Genomic DNA, 18690 nt, shown 5'->3' with positions numbered 1-18690 from the left:
TCGTCGGCACGCACAAACGGGAGTGTCCTTTTGAAGGCGCTCCCGTTTGGCTGTGTGGGGGAAATAGTGCAGATCATGTACCCTAGAGGGCTGATAAAAGAAATACTTTCAAACCTTTAAGGGGACTATCAGTGGGCGAGTTCATCTATACGATGAAGAACGTGCGCAAGGCCATTGGTGACAAGGTCATTTTGGACAACGTCACCATGGCGTTCTACCCAGGCGCAAAGATTGGTGTTGTTGGCCCTAACGGTGCCGGTAAGTCATCCATCCTCAAGATCATGGCGGGCCTGGACCAGCCATCTAACGGCGAGGCTTTCCTTGACCCAGGTGCTACCGTGGGCATCCTTTTGCAGGAGCCACCTCTGAATGAGGAGAAGACTGTTCGCGAGAACGTCGAGGAGGGCCTGGGCGGCATCTTTGAGAAGAAGCAGCGCTTCGAGGCCATCGCTGAGGAGATGGCCACCAACTACACCGATGAGCTCATGGAAGAAATGGGCAAGCTGCAGGAGGAGCTCGACGCAGCCGACGCGTGGGAAGTTGACTCCAAGATTGAGCAGGCCATGGAGGCTCTGCGTTGCCCGCCTTCCGACGCGCCGGTGACCAACCTCTCCGGCGGCGAGCGCCGCCGCGTCGCGCTGGCCAAGCTGTTGCTGTCCGAGCCAGACCTCCTTCTTCTTGACGAGCCAACCAACCACCTCGACGCCGAGTCCGTGCAGTGGCTGGAGAAGCACCTCGCTGACTACAAGGGCGCCGTCCTCGCCGTCACCCACGACCGCTACTTCCTCGATCACGTCGCTGGCTGGATCTGTGAGGTTGACCGCGGCAAGCTCTACCCATACGAGGGCAACTACTCCACCTACCTGGAGACCAAGGCGCAGCGCCTTGAGGTTGCAGGAAAGAAGGACCAGAAGCTGCAGAAGCGCCTGAAGGAAGAGCTCGCGTGGGTTCGCTCCGGCGCTAAGGCACGTCAGGCCAAGAACAAGGCTCGTCTGCAGCGCTACGAGGAAATGGCAGCAGAGGCAGAGCAGTACAAGAAGCTCGACTTTGAAGAGATCCAGATCCCAACCCCACCACGCCTGGGCAACCAGGTCGTTGAGGTTAACAACCTGACCAAGGGCTTCGACGGCCGCATCCTGATCAAGGACCTCTCCTTCACCCTGCCACGCAACGGCATCGTGGGCGTGATCGGCCCTAACGGTGTGGGTAAGACCACCCTGTTCAAGACCATCGTCGGCTTGGAGGAGCCAGACTCCGGCGAGGTCAAGGTTGGCCAGACCGTCAAGCTGTCTTACGTTGACCAGAACCGTGAGAACATCGACCCAGAAAAGACCGTATGGGAAGTTGTCTCTGATGGCCTGGACTACATCATCGTTGGCCAGAACGAAATGCCATCGCGTGCGTACCTGTCCGCGTTCGGCTTCAAGGGCCCAGACCAGCAGAAGCCATCCAAGGTTCTCTCCGGTGGCGAGCGCAACCGCCTGAACCTGGCCCTGACCCTGAAGCAGGGCGGCAACCTGATCCTGCTTGACGAGCCAACCAACGACCTCGACGTTGAAACCCTGGGCTCCCTGGAAAACGCACTCCAGAAGTTCCCTGGCTGTGCAGTGGTCATTTCCCACGACCGCTGGTTCCTGGACCGCACCTGTACCCACATCCTCGCATGGGAAGGCAACGTTGCCGAGGGCCAGTGGTTCTGGTTCGAGGGCAACTTCGAGGACTACGAAAAGAACAAGGTTGAGCGCCTCGGCCCAGAGGCCGCACGCCCATCCCGCGTCACCCACCGCAAGCTGACCCGCTAAACCCCAGCCGGGCACAGCTCATACCCCGCCACCAGCACGCACGCTGGTGGCGGGGTTCGGTGTTTTAAGGAGTTATCCACAGGCCCCAATGGCGCCTCGGGGTGAAACCTCGGGGGTTATCCACAGAATCGCCGGTTTTCCTAGGGGCCGCTTTTCTGGTCTTGTGTGTGCGTTTACGGTTGATGCCATGACCGATGATCACGCAGCACTCCAGGACTACCTCACCGCCATGAACAGCGGTGCCATCCTGCTGCGCGCATTCCACGGCCGCAAACACTGGGAGTTTGACACCATCGCCCCACGCGACGCAAAAGAACTCATCGGCACCGCCGCCTGGCTCTACGGCACAACTCGGTACACCATGCAGCAACGCCGCACCGTCGAGGCAGCCATTGAACACGGGTTCTCCCTGTCCGTACTCACCATGATCCGCGCACACGTAGAAAAACTCACCACTGAACGCGAACAATGGGTCCTCTGGCGCGAACTCACCGGAAAGAAGCGCCCCGCAGCAGTCATCAACACACTCGCGTTGAAGCGGGTGAAAGAACTGAAACAACCACCCGCTAAGAGAACAACAGCGATGCGCACCGTCCGTGGTGCAGACGGCATGGGCACTCTCTATTTCACCGCACCCCAAGCACACCTGGCCGACATCAACCGCAGCCTTAAAGAAGCCGTAAAAAGCCTGATGGAAGCGGATAAGGATAAAACCAAGGACCAGGCCCGGGGTGAAGCCTTCGCCGAACTCCTTCGCGGCGACGCAGGTGTGCCCCAAGGTGGCTACACACCACTAGTAGTAGTCCCCGTAGAAGAACACGCCAAAATCATTCGTGGTGAGGGTGACGGTATTAAAGTGGTGTGTTCTGATGGCACCGTCCTATCGGATAAAGAATACCTAGAACGCCTACTAACCGATTATGGGCTGGTTGCTCTTGTGGATGAAGAAGAAGGCACACTCAACATGTTCCGCACACAACGGTTTGCCAACCAGAAACAACGCTATGCGGCGTTCGCGGAAAACCCCACCTGTGTAGCACCAGGATGCACGGTGGCGTTCGATGACTGCCAACTCCACCACGTAGTGGCATGGAAAAACGGTGGCGACACTAACATCAAGAATTTGGTGCCACTATGTGCCTACCACAACGGGATCAACGATGATGACTGGTGGAACAACATCCACGGGCACATTGAAAAACGCGGACCGTTTGCCTACTGGGTATCAGCCTACGGGTTACCGGATAGGAGAAACCAGCACCCGCTTGCCATGCTCGGTGGCTGCAGAAAAATCTTCGGATAAACCCCACCAAAAACACACAACAGCCGTAACACCTAAAGGTGCTACGGCTACAGGCACGCGCCCACCGCCGTTGGTGGTGGGCGTTTATGCGTACACTCGTATGCCATGAGCAATAAATACGTGATGGACCATGATTGGTTAGACAACAGCATTGATGCGCCGGCGACGGTGCGCCTTACCGTCAGTGGTGCTAACGCCCGCGCCGCGGTGCAGGCGTGGTTTGATGAGCTCGCCACGGATCAGCTGGGTGTGCGTGGCCGTGGTGGCTGGATGGTGCAGGAGGTGACCGACGTCGCTAAGTCCACCCCTGATGAAGTGGTGGTGGACATTACGTCCGGTGGTGAGGATGTCGCAGATAGCATCGAGGACGCCACCACGGACGCCTTCGACCTCTTCGACGCCATGGGCTTTGAACTCACCTGGGTTAACCGCCCACGCGTTGAGTCTAGGTAGGCTCACAGCACGTTCCCCCGCGCCGCTATCTCGGTTCGGGGCTATTTTATTCCTGCCACCTCATGGTTTGGGGTGCTAGCGGATCTGCTGCTTTTGCTGAATGGCGTTGTTTCGCGTGTGCTAAATCACCAAAGTGGGGCTAAGGTTGTTAGGGTCGTGCCTGTAGTGCACACCAAGTGGACGAATACTTAAATTTAAGAGGCTGAACAATGACTGATCTCAACCCGCATGTTTTTTCGAGTGTAGTCCCCGTGCGCTGGGGTGATTTTGACCGTTATGGTCACATTACTAATTCTGCTTATGTGGAGTTGGCGCAGGAGGCTCGCATGGAGCACGGTTACGGTCTCTTTGATAAGGCTGGCCTGGAGATGCCGGCGGTAGTGGTGCGCAAGCTTGAGGTGGAGTATTTCCGCCCGATTTTGCCGGGTACGCAGGAGGTTGTTGTAGAAACTTCTGTCACCCATGTGGGCAATTCTTCTCTGGCTACGCGCCAGGAGATTAAGGGCGCTGACCGCAAGGTGGCGTGCGTGGTGGAGGTTGTTTCCGTGGCTGTGGATATTGATTCTGGTCGTGCGCGTCCGTTGAGTGAGGCTGAGCGTGCGGTTCTTGAGGCCGCTGTGGCGCCAACTGTCTAGCGATGTCTCATTTTGATGTAACTTTGCACGCTGCGGCGGGCGTTAAGGCCATGTTGCAGCGTTTTACGCGTACCTCCCCGGATGGGTTGGTGCGTGTGTCGTCGGTGCGCGATGGTGTGGTTGAGGTGTTTATTCAGACGCCGTTTTCTACTCTTGCTTCCCGACGCACCGCCGGCACCGTGTCCCGCTCCGGCTCCGTGGCCCGCGCCGCGGATCTCTTGGCCGCCATGGGCTCTCCTGATTCTGTGTCTGCCAGCCTCACTGCGTGTGACTTTGCGTGGGCTGGCGCGCTGCCGCCGGTGGCCGGTTTTCAGCTTATCGACGAAATCCCCGTCGCCGTCGCTCAGGATCTCGCTACCCAGGGCCAGGCGCTCGCGCGCCAGTTTTCCGGGCCCTTGGGCCCACCGGCGTCGCTTTTGGATCAGACGGTGCTGACGGTGGCCAATGAGGCCACCTCATCTCACGCGGAGATCTCCATGCGGGAGATCTTCACGTGTACTTCCTTAGGCTTCATCCCGGCGATGTTCGCCGAGGACACCTCCGTGCCGCGCCACCTGCGGGTTTCCCAGTGTGGCCGCTGGGTGCGCATTGACGCCCCCTTCGGCAGCGTTTACAGCTCTCGTGGCCTGAGCCTGCTCATTTAGCCGATCCCCAGCGCACCCAGTTTTACGGCGCCTTGTTAATCAGCATCATGGCCACGCGCTCCATGTGGTCGCGCATGGCGCGGCGGTGCGCTGGCGGGAGGGTGGTGTCGTCGATGGTGGCCAGTGAGGCGTCCATGATCTCTAGCCAGCGTTCGGCTTCGGCGGGCCCGATGGGGAAGCGGTTGTGGCGCATGCGTAGGCGTGGGTGGCCGCGGTGTTCGCTGAAGGTTTGCGGCCCGCCCCAGTATTGGGCGAGGAACCAGCGTAGGCGGTCTTCGGCGCCGTCCCAGTCGTCGTCGGGGTACATGGGGCCGATGAGGTCGTCGTTGCGCATGCGGGTGTAGAACTCGTGGACGAGTTTTGTGAAGGTTTCTTCGCCGCCCACGGAGTCGTAGAAGCGTTGTTGCGCGCGGTTTGCTGGTTGCTGTGCGGGGTCGGGTAGCTGCACGGCGTGCTCCTTATTCTGGTCGGTTGGTGGTGGGGACGAAGTTGGGGGCGGGGATTCCTGCTTTGCGGAATTCGCGGATGATGGCGGTGCCTACCTCGCGTTCGACGAACCACTGTTGGCCTGGCAGCACTTCGAGACGGGTGCGGATGATCATGTGGTCCACCTTGATGGCGTTGACGCCGTCGAACTCTGGTTCCTTGAGCAGCAGTTCGGCAATGTCGGGGCGTTCGATGGCTTGTTCCACGGCGCGTTTGACGGCTTCGGTGGCCTCGTTGGTGTCGGCTTTCAGTGAGACAGGGGAGTTGATGACGGCTACGGCGTATTCCTGTGAGGAGTTGCCGATGCGCAGGATTTCGCCGTTTCGGATGTACCACAGGGTGCCGTTGTTGTCGCGCAGGGTGGTTAGTCGCAGGGTGACTTCTTCTACGGTGCCTTCTACTTCGCCCACGTTGATCCAGTCGCCCACGCCGTACTGGTCTTCGATGAGCATGAAGATGCCGGACAGGAAGTCCTTGACCAGGCTTTGCGCGCCGAAGCCCAGGGCCACGCCGGCCACACCGGCGGAGGCGAGCAGTGGTGTCACGTTGACGCCCACGGTGGTCAGGATGGCAATGACTGCCCACACCCACACGAAGATCGCTACTGCGGACTTTCCGACGGAGCTCAGGGTCCTAATGCGCGACTGGCGCCGCTCCTCCTGGGTGGCCACCATCGCCTCGGTGGCTTGGCCGCGCTTGCTGGCGGCGCCCGCGTTGCGGCGCCCTAAGCGCGCCGCCAGGGCGGACTGTACGCGCAGGGATTTGCCAATGTTGATCTTTTCCAGTTTGTTGATGACAAACACCAGGATGGCGTGCAGCAGGATGGCGCCGATGATGGTGAGGATGATCTCGAAAGGCTTTTCCACGAGCCACTGCTGGACCTGGTCGCTGGCGAGCCAGCGCTGGAAGCGGTTGAGTTCTTCCGTCGCTTCTTCAATGCGTTCACCAGCGGTGGGAGCTGGGGTGATGACATTGGTGGGTTTGACGTCAAAAACAGTGGTGGGGGCTTCGTCTTGCGCAACAATCATGGAACCCACCTTAGTAACGCTTAGGGCGTGAGCCAAAAGGAATTTTATTCATCGCGATGTGTGATCCGCGCAACCGTGTGTGGTGCAGGTTTGGCTCTTATGGGCGCGGCGTCTTGGGCCAAAGTGGCGGAAGTCTGTAAGAAATGGACAGCTTGGTCTACTATCTGGGGATAACTTTGTAGCGTTTTATCTGATTGAGGAGTCCCCATGTCTGCTGCTGATCCACGATCCCAAGGGTTTTCCACCAACAGCATCCACGCTGGCTACGAGCCCGACTCCCTGTACGGCCCCATCAACACCCCTATTTACGCTTCCACCACGTTCGCCCAGAACGGTCTCAATGAGCTGCGCGGTGGCTACGAGTACACCCGCTGCGGCAATCCAACCATCACGGCGCTTGAGCAGACGGTGGCTGCGCTGGAGAAGGCCCAGTTTGGTCGCGCGTTCGCATCCGGCATGGCGGCTACTGATGTCCTCCTGCGCGTCCTGCTCAAGCCAGGTGACCACATGATCTTCGGCCATGATGCCTACGGCGGAACCTACCGCCTGATCGATTCCATCTTCTCCCAGTGGGGCATCAATTACACCGTGGTAGACACCACGGACGCCTCCCAGGTGGCAGAGGCTTTGCGCGAGAACACCAAGGTAGTGTGGCTGGAAACGCCATCCAACCCAGGCCTGGCCATCACGGACATCGCCGCCGTGGCTGAGGTTGTCTCCGGCTCGGAAGCCAAGCTGGTGGTGGACAACACCTTCGCGTCCCCGTACCTGCAGAACCCTCTGGAGCTGGGTGCGCACGTAGTTCTGCACTCCACCACCAAGTACTTGGGCGGCCACTCTGACGTTGTGGGCGGCGTTGTCGTCACCAATGACGCCCAGATTGATGAGGATCTGCTGTTCATGCAGGGCGGTGCGGGCCCCATCCCATCCGCGTTCGACGCCTACCTCACCGCCCGCGGCATCAAGACCCTGGCCGTGCGCATGGACCGCCACTGCGACAACGCCGAGGTCATCGCAAAGCACCTGGACGCCCACGAGTTGGTCGCCTCCGTTGCGTACCCAGGCCTTGAGTCCCACCCAGGCCACGAGGTGGCTAAGAAGCAGATGCGCCGCTTTGGCGCCATGATTTCTGTGCGCTTCCATTCTGAGGACGCCGCCCGCGCCTTCTGCCTGAACACCAAGCTCATCTGCTTGGCTGAGTCTTTAGGTGGCGTGGAGTCCCTGTTGGAGCACCCAGCTACCATGACGCACCAGTCCGTCACGGACTCCGAGCTGGAGGTCCCACGTGACTTGGTCCGTATCTCTGTGGGTATCGAGGACATTGAGGATCTCCTCGCAGACATCGACACCGCACTGGAGGCAGTGGCACAGGCGTAGTCCGTTTTGTAGGCTCGAACGCATCACCACAACCGTTTTTGATTGAGGGTTTTCGTTGAGACTCAAGGGACTAGGACTAACCGCCGTGTTGGAAGGCCTCCAGTTGTACTGGAAGTTATGGCTGTCCACGTGGGGCCTTATTGGCCGCGACGAGTTTGATCCCCGCAGCCCGGGCGCAGTGGGCGCAGACCGCGTCATCCGCACCTTCAACCGCCGCGGCCCCCTGCGTGAGCGCGAGGCCGCGGAGAAGTTTGTCCGCCGCCAGCGCCTGCTCAACGACGGCTACTGGCGCTCCCGCATAGGCTTCATGCCCACCGTGTCCCGCTCCACCATCGCCGGCATTGACACCATCCGCTACGGCGATGACGCGGATTCCTCCACTACCCGCGTCCTCTATATCCATGGCGGCGGCTACGCTCATCGCCCTTTCGTGTTCCAGGAGCTCATGGCAGAGGAGCTCGCCCGCAATGCCCAGGCAGAGATATTTATGCCTTTGTACCCGCTGGCCCCCAATCACACCGCCAGCGAGGTCATCCCCATGATGATGAAGGTGTGGGACGAGCTCAACCCAGACGTGGTGATGGGAGACTCCGCCGGCGGCGGCATGGCGCTGGCGCTATCCCAGCTGCGCGCAGCCGAAGGCAAGCCCGGTGCACGCGAGATCATCTTGATTTCCCCGTGGCTAGATCTCACCATGACGGACGAGGCCGCCGCCGCCATTCAGGACAATGACTCCATGCTGGATCTGACCACCATGATCGTGGCCGGCGAGATGTGGGCGGGGGAGTGGGATACCACGGATCACCGCGTGTCGCCCATGTACGGAAGCTTGGAGAACTTGGGCAGGATCTCCGTGTTCACCGGCACCTATGACGTCCTCAACGCGGACGCCCGCAAGCTCTGCCGCATCGCTAGGGAGCGCGGCATTGATGTGGATTATCACGAGGTGGAGGGCATGAACCATGTGTGGCCGGTATTTCCCATTAAGGAAGCTCGCGACGCCCGCAGGGACATAGCCCAGATCATCAAGGCGGCTAACTAGCTGCCCATTTCCTTGCGTCGTTTCAGCGCGATACGCAGGCGCTCCTCGCGGTTGTTAAGTTCTTCCGCCTCGATTTCTTCAAGGAAGTCTTCCTCGGCATCGCTCAAGCCGAGGATAACGCGGCCTCCAATGAGACCGGCACCCGTGCCAAAGATGCCCAAGAAGAGGGGCCAGTTCTGCCCGGTGAGGATCGCCACCACAAAGCAGAACGCCATGAACGCAATGGTGACAGAGTCCGTGATCTTGAGAATCTTGCCCTTGCGGCGCAGCTGCGCTAATTCGGCTTCCGCGCGGTGGTGGGGCAGCCCGCGGATGGCCATTTCGGTGGGGTCCTGAGGGAGGTCGGCCAGGAGATGCTCGATGTCCGCGCGGTAGGTGGCCTCGACCACGCGCCCTGAGCGCTCGTCGAACTCCTGCAGGGTCAGGTATCCGTCAGCAAACGCGTTGCTCAGTACGTCCAGCGCGTGGTTTCGGTCTGCTGTTCCTACTCGCTTGTCCATGCATTGACCTCACTTACTAGTGCTCAGTACGCAACCTAGCACTAGTAAGCGTGGGCGGGCTACTGGGCGGCGTCGAAGCGCTGGTTTGCTAGGGCGCGCTCTACCTCGGCCGTGCGCTCAGAGACCACGCGCTTGAGGCCGCTTGGCAGGGTCTCGTCGGCGAGGAACTTCTTCGCGCGGGCGATGCCCTCCTCGGTGATGTCCCAGCGTGGGTAGGTGCCGGCGAGGATGTCGGCGGCGCCGTCGTTGGACAGCTCGTCCCAGATGGGGCGGGCGATCTCGAAGAAGCGCTCGTTGAAGCGCTGGAGGTGTTGGCCGGAGCCGGTGAAGGTCAGGCCCTCTAGCTTGTGGCGCATGGCCAGGTTGCCCAGGGTGGATGGCAGCGCGGTCACCTCGTCCCACACGCCTGCCTTGGATTCGTCGGTGTTGACTGCGGCGAGCGCGCGCAGTGCGGCTACCTGGCCGAAGGAGGTCTTGTCCTCGGAAAGGAGCTCGTCCACCGCAGCGGCTGGGTTCTGGATGGTGCCGTGCGCGATCAGGGCGGTCAGGGCCCACCACTTGAGGTCAGAGTCAATCTGTAGGCCCTTGAACGGCGCGTTGCCGGCTAGGATCTGATCAAACACGTTGACTGCCGCGGTGTTGAGCGGTGCCTTGGCCAGTGCCTGGATGAAGGCGAGCTGGAAGTCTGAGCCAGGGGCTGCGGTCTGGGCGCCGGCGATGAGCGCATCAGCCAGGATGTCAGCGCCTTCTGCCTTGGCCCACTCTGGATCAGCGTAGGTCTTGAGCGCGCTCACCGCTTGCAGGAGGATGCGGTCAAGCACGGAGATTTCGGTCTCGTAGGCTGCGCCCTTGGCAATCAGTGCGATGAAGTCGCGCGCTTTCATCTGCTGGCTGCGGGTCATCTCCCAGGAGGCGGACCAGCATAGGGTGCGCGCCATGGGGTCCTCAATCTTATCGATGTTGTCCACCACGAAGGCCGCGGAGTCCTCGTCCAGCCCGATGAGGCAGTAGGTGAGGTCATCATCATTGACGATCACCAGGTCAGCCTTTGGCTCTCCGACGAGCTCAGGAACCTCAGTGGTTGCGCCCTCCACGTCCAGTTCGACGCGCTTGGTGCGAACGACAGCTCCGCTGTCGTCCAAGGAGTACAGGCCCACCGCGGTGCGGTGGGTGCGGGTTTCACCCGCACCTGGGGCCGCGCCGGACTGGGCTACGTTGAAGGTTGCGTAGGTGCCGTCGTCGGTAAGCGTGAACTGCGGGGACAGGGTGTTGATGCCGGTGGTCTTGAGCCACTGGTCAGCCCAGCCGGAGAGGTCGCGGCCGGAGGCCTTCTCGAACGCGCCGAGGAGATCATCAAAGGTGGCGTTAGAAAACGCGTGGTTAGCAAAGTGCTGGCGCACGCCCGCGAAGAAGTTCTCGCGGCCCACGTACGCCTGCAGCTGCTTGAGCACGGAGGAACCCTTGGCGTAGGTGATGCCGTCGAAGTTCTGCTCCACCGTCTCGATGTCAGACGCGTCAGTAGAGATGGGGTGCGTGGATGGTAGCTGATCCTGCTGGTAGGCCCAGGACTTCTCTGCGTTAGCGAAGGTCACCCAGGCGTTGGAGTACTCGGTGGCCTCAGCCTGGGAAATAGCGGCGCCCCAGGTTGCGAAGGACTCATTGAGCCACAGGTCATCCCACCACTGCATGGTCACCAAATCGCCGAACCACATGTGCGCCATCTCATGCAGGATGGTGTCGCAGCGGCGCTCGTAGCGAGACTTGGTCACCTTGGAGGTGAATACGTACTCGTCGCGGAAGGTGACGCAGCCGGCGTTTTCCATCGCACCCGCGTTGAACTCCGGCACGAACAGCTGGTCGTACTTGCCAAATGGGTACGCCACGCCAAAGTTCGCGTGGTAGAAGTCAAAGCCCTGCTTGGTCTCAGTGAAGATGGTCTCAGCGTCCAGGTGCTCAAACAGGGACTTGCGGCAGTAAATGGCCAGCGGAATCTCCAGCTCGTGCGGCTGGTCCTCTGGGGTCTCTGGGTGGTGGGTGAGCGTGCCCTGCCAGGTATCGGTCACGGAGGCGTACGGGCCGGCACAGATGGCGATCAGGTACGTGGACAGCGGGTAGTCCACCTCAGACATGTTGACCGTACCGCTACCGGCAGGCGCGCTGGTCCGGCGCTGGGGCGCGTTGGTGATGACCTCCCACTCATCCGGCGCGGTAACAGAAATGGTGTAGGTAGCCTTCAGGTTTGGCTGGTCAAAGCACGCAAAGACACGCTTGGCGTCCGCGGTCTCGAACTGGGTGTACAGGTAAGTCTCATCGTCTGCGGGGTCCGTAAACACGTGCAGGCCCTGGCCGTTGTGGTTGTACTCGCACTCCGCAACCACCTTGAGCTCATGCTGGCCCACTCTGAGATTGTTCAGCGCGATGCCCTTCTTGGAGTCATAGGAGCCCGCCTTAGCGCCCTCCTGGGCGGTAGAAACGGCGGCTGCGGTGATGTCCTCACCGTCGAGCTCAACTAGAGACACGCTGCGCGCGATCAAGTCAATGAACGTGGAGCCCTCCTCTTTCACCTCAAAGGTGACCACGGTGGTGGAGGGGAAGGTCTCCTCGCCCTGTGGTGCGCCGGTGACGTCAATGGCAAAGTCATAATGATTGACGCTCAAAAGGCGTGCTCGGTGGCGGGCTTCGGTGAGGGTCAGATTAGTCGAAGACATTCTTATTCATCCTTCTTTCTAGCTTTCCGCAGTACCTGGATGCGGTCAACGTACGGCTCACCAGAATACCAACGTGGCACAAACAAGGACTGCGCGCATACGCTGGTTGAGGTGCGGGATATCAAACGGGAGATCACCACCGCCCGCGAAAGAAAACTACTAAGGAGAAAAACAATGGCTGACAAAGTCTCATTCTGGTTCGACGTAACGTGCCCATTTGCGTGGGTGACTAGCCGCTGGATTAAGGAAGTAGAAAAGGTACGCGACATTGAGGTCGAGTGGATCCCTATGAGCCTGGCTGTCCTCAACGAAGGCCGCGATCTAGACCCTGAGTACATGGAGCGCATGGTTGCGGCGTGGGGCCCAGCGCGTGTCTTTGCTGCCGTTGCTGACAAGGAGCCAGAGAAGGTAGGCGAGCTCTACACCGCCCTCGGAACGCTCATCCACCCAGGCGGCGAGTCCGGTAAGAAGGAAAAGGGCGCCTACAACGAGCTCATCAAGAAGGCCCTCGCTGAGGTCGGCCTCGATGAGTCCTACGCAGCAGTGGCGGATACCGAGGACGCCGACGCATCCCTCAAGGGCTACCACCAGCAGGCCATGGACGCCGTGGGCGACGAGGTAGGCACCCCAGTGGTCAAGTTCGGCGAGACCGCATTCTTCGGCCCAGTCATCACCCGCATCCCACGCGGCGAAGACGCCGGCAAGCTCTTCGACGCCTCCGTCCAGCTGGCCTCCAACCCATACTTCTTCGAGCTGAAGCGCACGCGCACGGAATTCCCAAAGTTCGACTAAGGTTTCGGCTAAGGTAAAGAGCATGCGCGTATATCTTGGAGCGGACCACGCAGGGTTCGAAACGAAAAATGTAATTAAAGAGCACCTCACCAAGGCTGGCCACGAGGTCATCGACTGCGGTGCCCACACCTACGATGCTGATGACGATTACCCAGCATTCTGTATCGAGGCAGCTAGCCGCGTAGTCAACGACCCAGGCTCCCTGGGCATCGTACTTGGTGGCTCCGGCAACGGCGAGCAGATCGCAGCCAACAAGGTTAAGGGCGCACGCTGCGCACTTGCATGGTCTGAAGAGACCGCACGCCTGGCACGCGAGCACAACAACGCTCAGCTGATCGGCATCGGCGGCCGTATGCACTCCGAGGAAGAAGCACTCAAGATCGTTGATGCTTTCCTTGACCAGGAGTGGAGCAAGGCAGAACGCCACCAGCGCCGCATCGACATCCTCGCTGACTACGAGCGCACCGGTATCGCACCAGAGATCCCAGAATCCTAAACTACGTAGCAACTCAAGCCTCCGCTGTTGTGCTCAGTGCACAACAGCGGAGGCTTTCTTGGCTCCTGTGGCCGCAACGATGGGCCTGGGCTCCTCATCAGTGCAAAAACGGGGGCTCACATCCTGTGAGAATGTGAGCCCCCGAAAAAGAGGTTTTAGAAGTCGAAATCGAAATCGAAGCCGCCGCCGTCAAACATGCCGCCGTCGCCGCCGAAGAAGTCCCCGTCACCGCCGGCGTCACCCATGTCGCCCATGTCGCCGGCCTCGCCCATCTCGCCGGCCTCGCCCATGTCGCCGCCCTCGGCGGCGGCGAGGCCGTCCTCGTAGCCGTCACCGTAACCGGCCTCCCACTGGTCGGCGCCGTAACCAACACCAGCCATGCCGCCGAACAGGGAGCTGAACATCATGAAGGACGCAGCGGTCCACATGCCGGTGGTGAGAGCGGAAGCCCACCACGGGGTGGAGTACCAGCCCGCAGGAACTGGGCGGCCTGCAACCATGCCACCTGGGTAGTAGTTCGGGGTGCGATCTGTAGCCACTGGGGACGCGGTGATTTCTTGGCCCTCGTGGTTGATGGTGCGGGTCTCAGTGACCTTGCCGGCCTTGCGCTGGCCTTCGAGAGGTGGAAGCTCAGGGCCGGCAGGCAGGCCCATGATCTCGCGGGCTGCGTTCATGTAGTGCAGTCCCTCGAGCGCGGATTCACGCGCTAACTCTGCCTGCTTGACCGTCTGGGCGGAAGATAGCGCGGAGTTTGCTGCGGTGAAGCGCTCGGATGCGTCTGCGATCGCCTGCGTGGAAGCGGTGTCTGTACCTGCGATATTAAGGACCTGTCCGCCAAGGCGCTCGGTCCACCTACGGGCATCAGCCATGGCGTCCTCGAAAGAAGCCTGTTCGCGCTTCTTGGTATTGCCGCCTTGGCTGCGCGATACGGCGAAAACCAGGCCGCCAACGACTAGGCCGGCAAGTAACAGTGCTTCCATTTAAAGCCTCCAAGATAAGTGGTTGATTGACCTCTACAATGCCTCAACAATGTGAGGAATCAGCATTACTTTTTCTAACGTTTCCGCCGCCTGTATTGTTCCGCGGGGGAGTAGGAAAGAAAAACGCGAAGCACGTGTTTAGTGCTTCGCGGAATGGCGGTGGATAGAAACTGAGAGTAGGACTCAAACCCTAAGGCTCTTCTGTCGTCTTCTTCGCCTGTGCGCCCTTGGTGCGCTCTTCGACCCATGAACGAATGTCATTGCTATTCCATAGAGTCAGTCCGTGGAGACGCGCTACAGGTTCAGGTGCGCGACCTCGACCTGCATAGCTTGTAAATGTTCCACGAGCCGTACCGGAAAACTGTGCGCACTCAATGGCGGTCCACAGTTCGGTGCCGGTTTTGGCGTCGATAATCATTGGCTTCATGCGAATGATTCTATAAGTCGATTAATAAGCTGCATGCGTTTTCTTGCATTTTTAACCTAAGAAAATGCAAAACTGCGGGCAGATAGGATTGTAGGAAGTGTGCTATTCTCGCTGGTCACACGCTTTTGGGGGTAAATTTAGGTAAAGCCAATCACTCCTATTGATTGCTCTGGAGGGTGTTACTCCTCCATTTTTGATCACCCTGCGCGCGGCTGACGTGGGGTGGTGATTTGCTTGGTTTTGCCGGTGTCGTATACAGTTGGGTTCCAGCACATGCGAAAGCATGCTGTGGGGATGTCGTATAGTGGCTAATACTTCAGTCTTCCAAACTGATAACGCGGGTTCGATTCCCGTCATCCCCTCCACCAGGAGCCCCACTTTCTTTAAGAAAGTGGGGCTCCTTTTTTCTTGCCGACGTCCCCCTGTTCGGCACGGGGTGCCGCGTCGCCGTGCTCCTCACCGTTGGTGGGGTGTGCGGTGTGGAGAAATGGGTTGCTGTCTAAACTTTTAAAAAGTGCCTTTGAGCTGGGAATAGTGTGCCGATTAGGTTTTTTCGTGGAAGTTGTCTAAACTCATATCCCGTACCGCACAGGGGACACCTTGTGAAGCAATGACCCAAACTTGTTCAGGTACATCTTGTAACGGGACGTGGCGCAGCTTGGTAGCGCACCTGTTTTGGGTACAGGGGGTCGCAGGTTCAAATCCTGTCGTCCCGACCAATATCACCCTCACTCAAAGTTATTTGGGTGAGGGTGATACTTGTATATCCAGACTTTTACACTTTTATAAACCACCCAGGAGCGTGACTGACGTTGAAGAGTTCCGCAGAAAAGCTGAGCGCAACCCGCGTCAAGCTGACTGTTGAGGTTCCTTTCGAGGAGCTTAAGCCAGAGATCGATAACGCATACAAGGCACTTGCACAGCAGGTAAACATCCCAGGTTTCCGTAAGGGCAAGGCACCACGCCAGCTGATCGACGCTCGCATCGGTCGCGGCCCAGTACTGGAGCAGGTTGTCAATGACATGCTCCCAACCCGCTACCAGCAGGCGCTGGAGGAGAATGACATCACTCCTCTTGGCCAGCCAGAGATCGACATCACCAAGCTGGAGGATGGCGAGACTGTCGAGTTCACCGCTGAGGTAGACGTCCGCCCAGAGATCGAGGTTCCAGACTTCTCCGAGATCTCCGTTACCGTCCCAGCTCTGCCATCTGACGAAGAGGCTATCGACGCTGAGATCGAGCGCCTCCGTGAGCGCTTCGGTGAGCTCAAGGACACCAAGCGCAAGATGAAGACCGGTGACTTCGCCATCATCGATCTCTCCGCAACCGTTGACGGTGAGGAGATTGAAGAGGCTAACGCTGAGGGTATGTCCTACCAGATTGGTGCAGGTGACCTGATCGACGGCCTGGACACCGCTCTGCGCGGCATGAAGACCGGCGAGGACGCTGAGTTCACCACCACCCTCAAGCAGGGTGAGTACGAGGGCAAGGAAGCTGTAGTTAAGGTTCACGTTCAGCAGTCCAAGGAGCGCAAGCTTCCTGAGCTGGACGAGGACTTCGTACAGATGGCGTCCGAGTTCGACACCGTCGAGGAGCTGCGCGAGTCCCTGGCTGAGCGCGTAGGCGAGCAGGCTAAGGCTAACCAGGCTGCACAGATCCGCGACGCCGTTCTCGATGCTGCACTGGAGAAGGCTACGTTCGAGCTCCCAGAGAAGGTTGTTGAAGAGCAGGCTCACGCTCAGCTGCACCAGACCCTGGGTCAGCTGGCACACGACGACGCTGCACTGAACAAGGCCCTCGAGGCTCAGGGCATGACCCGCGAGCAGTTCGATGCGGACAACAAGGAAGCAGCCGAGAAGGCTGTCCGCACCCAGCTGTTCCTGGACACCGTCGCTGAGCAGGAGAACCCTGAGGTTTCCCAGCAGGAGCTGACTGACCACATCCTGTTCACCGCTCAGTCCTACGGCATGGACCCTAACCAGTTCATCCAGCAGCTGCAGTCCGCTGGCCAGATCGGCCAGCTGTTCTCCGACGTTCGTCGCGGCAAGGCACTCGCAGCAGTGATCACCCGCACCACCGTCAAGGACGAAGAGGGCAACGCAATTGACCCTAACGTCTACTTCGGCATGGACGAGGACGAAGCAGAAGAGGCAACCGAAGAGAAGTAATACTTGTCTTTTGCGGAGGGCTCAACCGGCAACGGTTGAGCCCTCCTTCGCGTGGAAGTCCCTGCTGAACACTGAAATTTCTCCGGCTAACGGGCGTAGGTTTCTGAGCTAAACGCTGTTAGCGAACAGAGCCTATGCGGGGACTTTTCCGTTGGTATGGTGGGTTGCATTGTATAACGCGCGTGAAATTGGGATCTTGGGTTCTAGTCACGCGTAGGAATAGATAACAAGGAGTACGAAAACAATGAGCAATGAGCTACTGGCTTCCGCCGGCGCAGGTATGAACCTGTCCGATTCCGTTTACGAGCGCCTGCTGCGTGAGCGCATTATTTTCCTCGGCACCCAAGTTGATGATGAGATCGCCAACAAGCTGTGCGCCCAGATCTTGCTGCTGTCTGCAGAGGATCCAAACCGCGATATCTCGCTGTACATTAACTCCCCAGGCGGTTCCGTGACCGCTGGCATGGCTATTTATGACACCATGAAGTACTCTCCATGCGACATCGCCACCTACGGTATGGGACTTGCTGCGTCCATGGGCCAGTTCCTGCTATCCGGCGGCACCAAGGGCAAGCGCTACGCTCTGCCTCACGCACGCATTATGATGCACCAGCCATCTGCAGGTGTGGGCGGTACCGCTGCTGACATCGCCATCCAGGCTGAGCAGTTCGCGCAGACCAAGCGTGAGATGGCCGAACTTATTGCTGAGCACACTGGCCAGACTTTCGAGCAGATCACCAAGGACTCTGACCGTGACCGCTGGTTCACCGCTCAAGAGGCCAAGGAATACGGCCTAGTCGACCACGTTATTTCCGCCGCACACGGCCCAATCGCTAACTAAGCACGAGCAGATTTAAAGGAGAATTCACCAATGACTAACGGAATGCAGATGCCGTCTTCTCGCTACGTGCTGCCACAGTTCGTCGAGCAGTCCGCTTTTGGCACCAAGACCACTGACCCATACAACAAGCTGTTTGAAGAGCGCATCATCTTCCTGGCCAACCAGGTCGATGACGTCACCGCTAACGACGTCATGGCGCAGCTGCTAGTTCTAGAGGGCATGGATCCTGATCGCGAGATCACCATGTACATCAACTCCCCAGGTGGCTCATTCACCTCTCTCATGGCAATTTATGACACCATGCAGTACGTCCGCCCAGACGTACGCACCGTCTGCCTCGGCCAGGCTGCGTCCGCGGCTGCAGTACTTCTCGCTGCCGGTGCACCGGGTAAGCGTGCGATGCTGCCTAACGCTCGTGTGCTGATCCACCAGCCAGCAACTGAGGGAGCACGTGGCCAGGTTTCTGATCTGGAGATTCAGGCTAGGGAAATTGAGCGCATGCGAACTCTGATGGATGAGACCTTGGCTCGCCACACTGGTCGCTCCGCAGAGCAGATCCGTATTGATACTGACCGCGATAAGATCCTTACCGCACAGGAGTGCGTGGAGTACGGCATCGTGGACCAGGTCTTCGATTACCGTAAGCAGAGCGCTCAGTAAGAGTTAGTGCTTGAGAACCCGCAACCGTAAGTGGTTGCGGGTTTTTGCGTGAAACTTACAAAAACCGGCAAACGGGAGACAACGTTGCGATAACGCAACCTCGCGAACTGGGGTTTTACGTTCCCAACAGCCAACGTTGTCTCCCGTCCGCCGGGGCTTCTTTCATCTCCTCCCACGGGTGGAGTACGGCATCCTGGACCACGTCTGGGGTTACCACCTCTTTGGTGACCGCAAGCAGATCGTTGGGAAATTGACTGGGTCAGGCAAACGGGAGACAACGTTGCGACAACGCAACCTGGCGAACTGGGGTTTTATATTCCCAACAGCCAACGTTGTCTCCCGTTTGCC

At 59.2% G+C, this 18690-nt stretch carries 18 protein-coding genes and 2 tRNA genes; 14 read left to right on the top strand and 6 right to left on the bottom strand.

The window, feature by feature from the left end; all coding sequences use genetic code 11:
- Positions 1–131: 131 nt before the first annotated feature.
- From ettA to ACXM2N_RS09120, 5 genes are all read left to right on the top strand, one after another.
- Positions 132–1802 (top strand): energy-dependent translational throttle protein EttA, encoded by a 1671-nt coding sequence (gene ettA, locus ACXM2N_RS09140; protein ID WP_458488003.1) that lies wholly within the window; start codon positions 132–134, stop codon positions 1800–1802.
- Between the two features lie 187 nt (positions 1803–1989).
- The gene (locus ACXM2N_RS09135) at positions 1990–3105 is read left to right on the top strand and encodes an HNH endonuclease signature motif containing protein (protein WP_458488001.1); all 1116 of its coding nucleotides are present in this window, start codon (positions 1990–1992) and stop codon (positions 3103–3105) included.
- Positions 3106–3210: 105 nt separating this feature from the next.
- Positions 3211–3558 carry a hypothetical protein gene (locus ACXM2N_RS09130; protein WP_458487999.1) on the top strand — a complete coding sequence of 116 codons (348 nt, stop codon included), beginning with the start codon at positions 3211–3213 and terminating at the stop codon, positions 3556–3558.
- Positions 3559–3767: 209 nt separating this feature from the next.
- Positions 3768–4193, top strand: a complete 426-nt coding sequence (locus ACXM2N_RS09125) for an acyl-CoA thioesterase (RefSeq protein ID WP_458487997.1) — start codon at positions 3768–3770, stop codon at positions 4191–4193.
- 2 nt (positions 4194–4195) lie between these two features.
- Complete coding sequence (locus ACXM2N_RS09120) at positions 4196–4837, top strand: hypothetical protein (RefSeq protein ID WP_458487995.1); 642 nt, start codon at positions 4196–4198, stop codon at positions 4835–4837.
- Positions 4838–4859: 22 nt separating this feature from the next.
- On the opposite strand, the gene ACXM2N_RS09115 is transcribed toward ACXM2N_RS09120, so the two are convergent.
- Together ACXM2N_RS09115 and ACXM2N_RS09110 are read right to left on the bottom strand one after the other, a co-directional pair.
- Positions 4860–5285, bottom strand: a complete 426-nt coding sequence (locus ACXM2N_RS09115) for a globin (protein ID WP_458487993.1) — start codon at positions 5283–5285, stop codon at positions 4860–4862.
- Positions 5286–5295: 10 nt separating this feature from the next.
- Positions 5296–6351 carry a mechanosensitive ion channel family protein gene (locus ACXM2N_RS09110; RefSeq protein WP_458487991.1) on the bottom strand — a complete coding sequence of 352 codons (1056 nt, stop codon included), beginning with the start codon at positions 6349–6351 and terminating at the stop codon, positions 5296–5298.
- A 207-nt stretch (positions 6352–6558) separates the two neighbouring features.
- Between ACXM2N_RS09110 and ACXM2N_RS09105 the strand changes: the two genes are divergently transcribed.
- A complete protein-coding gene (locus tag ACXM2N_RS09105) occupies positions 6559–7728 on the top strand; it encodes a cystathionine gamma-synthase (RefSeq protein WP_458487989.1) in 1170 nt (389 codons plus the stop codon).
- 85 nt (positions 7729–7813) lie between these two features.
- Positions 7814–8770, top strand: coding sequence for an alpha/beta hydrolase fold domain-containing protein (locus ACXM2N_RS09100; protein ID WP_458487987.1), 957 nt, complete (start codon positions 7814–7816; stop codon positions 8768–8770).
- Here the strand turns inward: ACXM2N_RS09100 and ACXM2N_RS09095 are convergent.
- Together ACXM2N_RS09095 and pepN are read right to left on the bottom strand one after the other, a co-directional pair.
- On the bottom strand, positions 8767–9270 hold the full coding sequence (locus ACXM2N_RS09095; RefSeq protein WP_458487985.1) for a DUF1707 SHOCT-like domain-containing protein: 504 nt from the start codon (positions 9268–9270) through the stop codon (positions 8767–8769). The two genes, ACXM2N_RS09100 and ACXM2N_RS09095, sit on opposite strands and share 4 nt — an antisense overlap.
- A 59-nt stretch (positions 9271–9329) precedes the next feature.
- Positions 9330–11978 carry an aminopeptidase N gene (pepN, locus tag ACXM2N_RS09090; protein WP_458487983.1) on the bottom strand — a complete coding sequence of 883 codons (2649 nt, stop codon included), beginning with the start codon at positions 11976–11978 and terminating at the stop codon, positions 9330–9332.
- 174 nt (positions 11979–12152) lie between these two features.
- Here pepN and ACXM2N_RS09085 point away from each other — a divergent pair, with 174 nt between their 5' ends.
- Both ACXM2N_RS09085 and ACXM2N_RS09080 read left to right on the top strand, forming a co-directional pair.
- On the top strand, positions 12153–12770 hold the full coding sequence (locus ACXM2N_RS09085; RefSeq protein WP_458487981.1) for a mycothiol-dependent nitroreductase Rv2466c family protein: 618 nt from the start codon (positions 12153–12155) through the stop codon (positions 12768–12770).
- A 22-nt stretch (positions 12771–12792) separates the two neighbouring features.
- On the top strand, positions 12793–13266 hold the full coding sequence (locus ACXM2N_RS09080; RefSeq protein ID WP_458487979.1) for a ribose-5-phosphate isomerase: 474 nt from the start codon (positions 12793–12795) through the stop codon (positions 13264–13266).
- A gap of 155 nt (positions 13267–13421) precedes the next feature.
- On the opposite strand, the gene ACXM2N_RS09075 is transcribed toward ACXM2N_RS09080, so the two are convergent.
- Positions 13422–14246 (bottom strand): DUF1542 domain-containing protein, encoded by an 825-nt coding sequence (locus tag ACXM2N_RS09075; RefSeq protein ID WP_458487977.1) that lies wholly within the window; start codon positions 14244–14246, stop codon positions 13422–13424.
- Between the two features lie 190 nt (positions 14247–14436).
- A complete protein-coding gene (locus ACXM2N_RS09070; protein WP_458487975.1) occupies positions 14437–14673 on the bottom strand; it encodes a helix-turn-helix transcriptional regulator in 237 nt (78 codons plus the stop codon).
- Positions 14674–14963: 290 nt separating this feature from the next.
- Here ACXM2N_RS09070 and ACXM2N_RS09065 point away from each other — a divergent pair.
- The 5 genes from ACXM2N_RS09065 to ACXM2N_RS09045 all read left to right on the top strand — a co-directional run bounded on the left by ACXM2N_RS09065 (position 14964) and on the right by ACXM2N_RS09045 (position 18342).
- Positions 14964–15038 (top strand) — tRNA-Gly (locus ACXM2N_RS09065).
- Between the two features lie 277 nt (positions 15039–15315).
- Positions 15316–15392: transfer RNA gene (locus tag ACXM2N_RS09060), tRNA-Pro, on the top strand.
- A 93-nt stretch (positions 15393–15485) separates the two neighbouring features.
- Positions 15486–16841, top strand: coding sequence for a trigger factor (gene tig, locus ACXM2N_RS09055; RefSeq protein WP_458487973.1), 1356 nt, complete (start codon positions 15486–15488; stop codon positions 16839–16841).
- Between the two features lie 244 nt (positions 16842–17085).
- Positions 17086–17682 (top strand): ATP-dependent Clp protease proteolytic subunit, encoded by a 597-nt coding sequence (locus ACXM2N_RS09050; protein WP_458487971.1) that lies wholly within the window; start codon positions 17086–17088, stop codon positions 17680–17682.
- A 30-nt stretch (positions 17683–17712) separates the two neighbouring features.
- The gene (locus tag ACXM2N_RS09045) at positions 17713–18342 is read left to right on the top strand and encodes an ATP-dependent Clp protease proteolytic subunit (RefSeq protein WP_458487969.1); all 630 of its coding nucleotides are present in this window, start codon (positions 17713–17715) and stop codon (positions 18340–18342) included.
- The last annotated feature ends 348 nt before the right edge of the window (positions 18343–18690 follow it).

This window comes from Corynebacterium sp. ZY180755, from assembly GCF_054331495.1.
The sequence above is the reverse complement of the archived record's forward strand: the minus strand, read 5'-3'. Positions and strand labels throughout refer to the sequence as shown.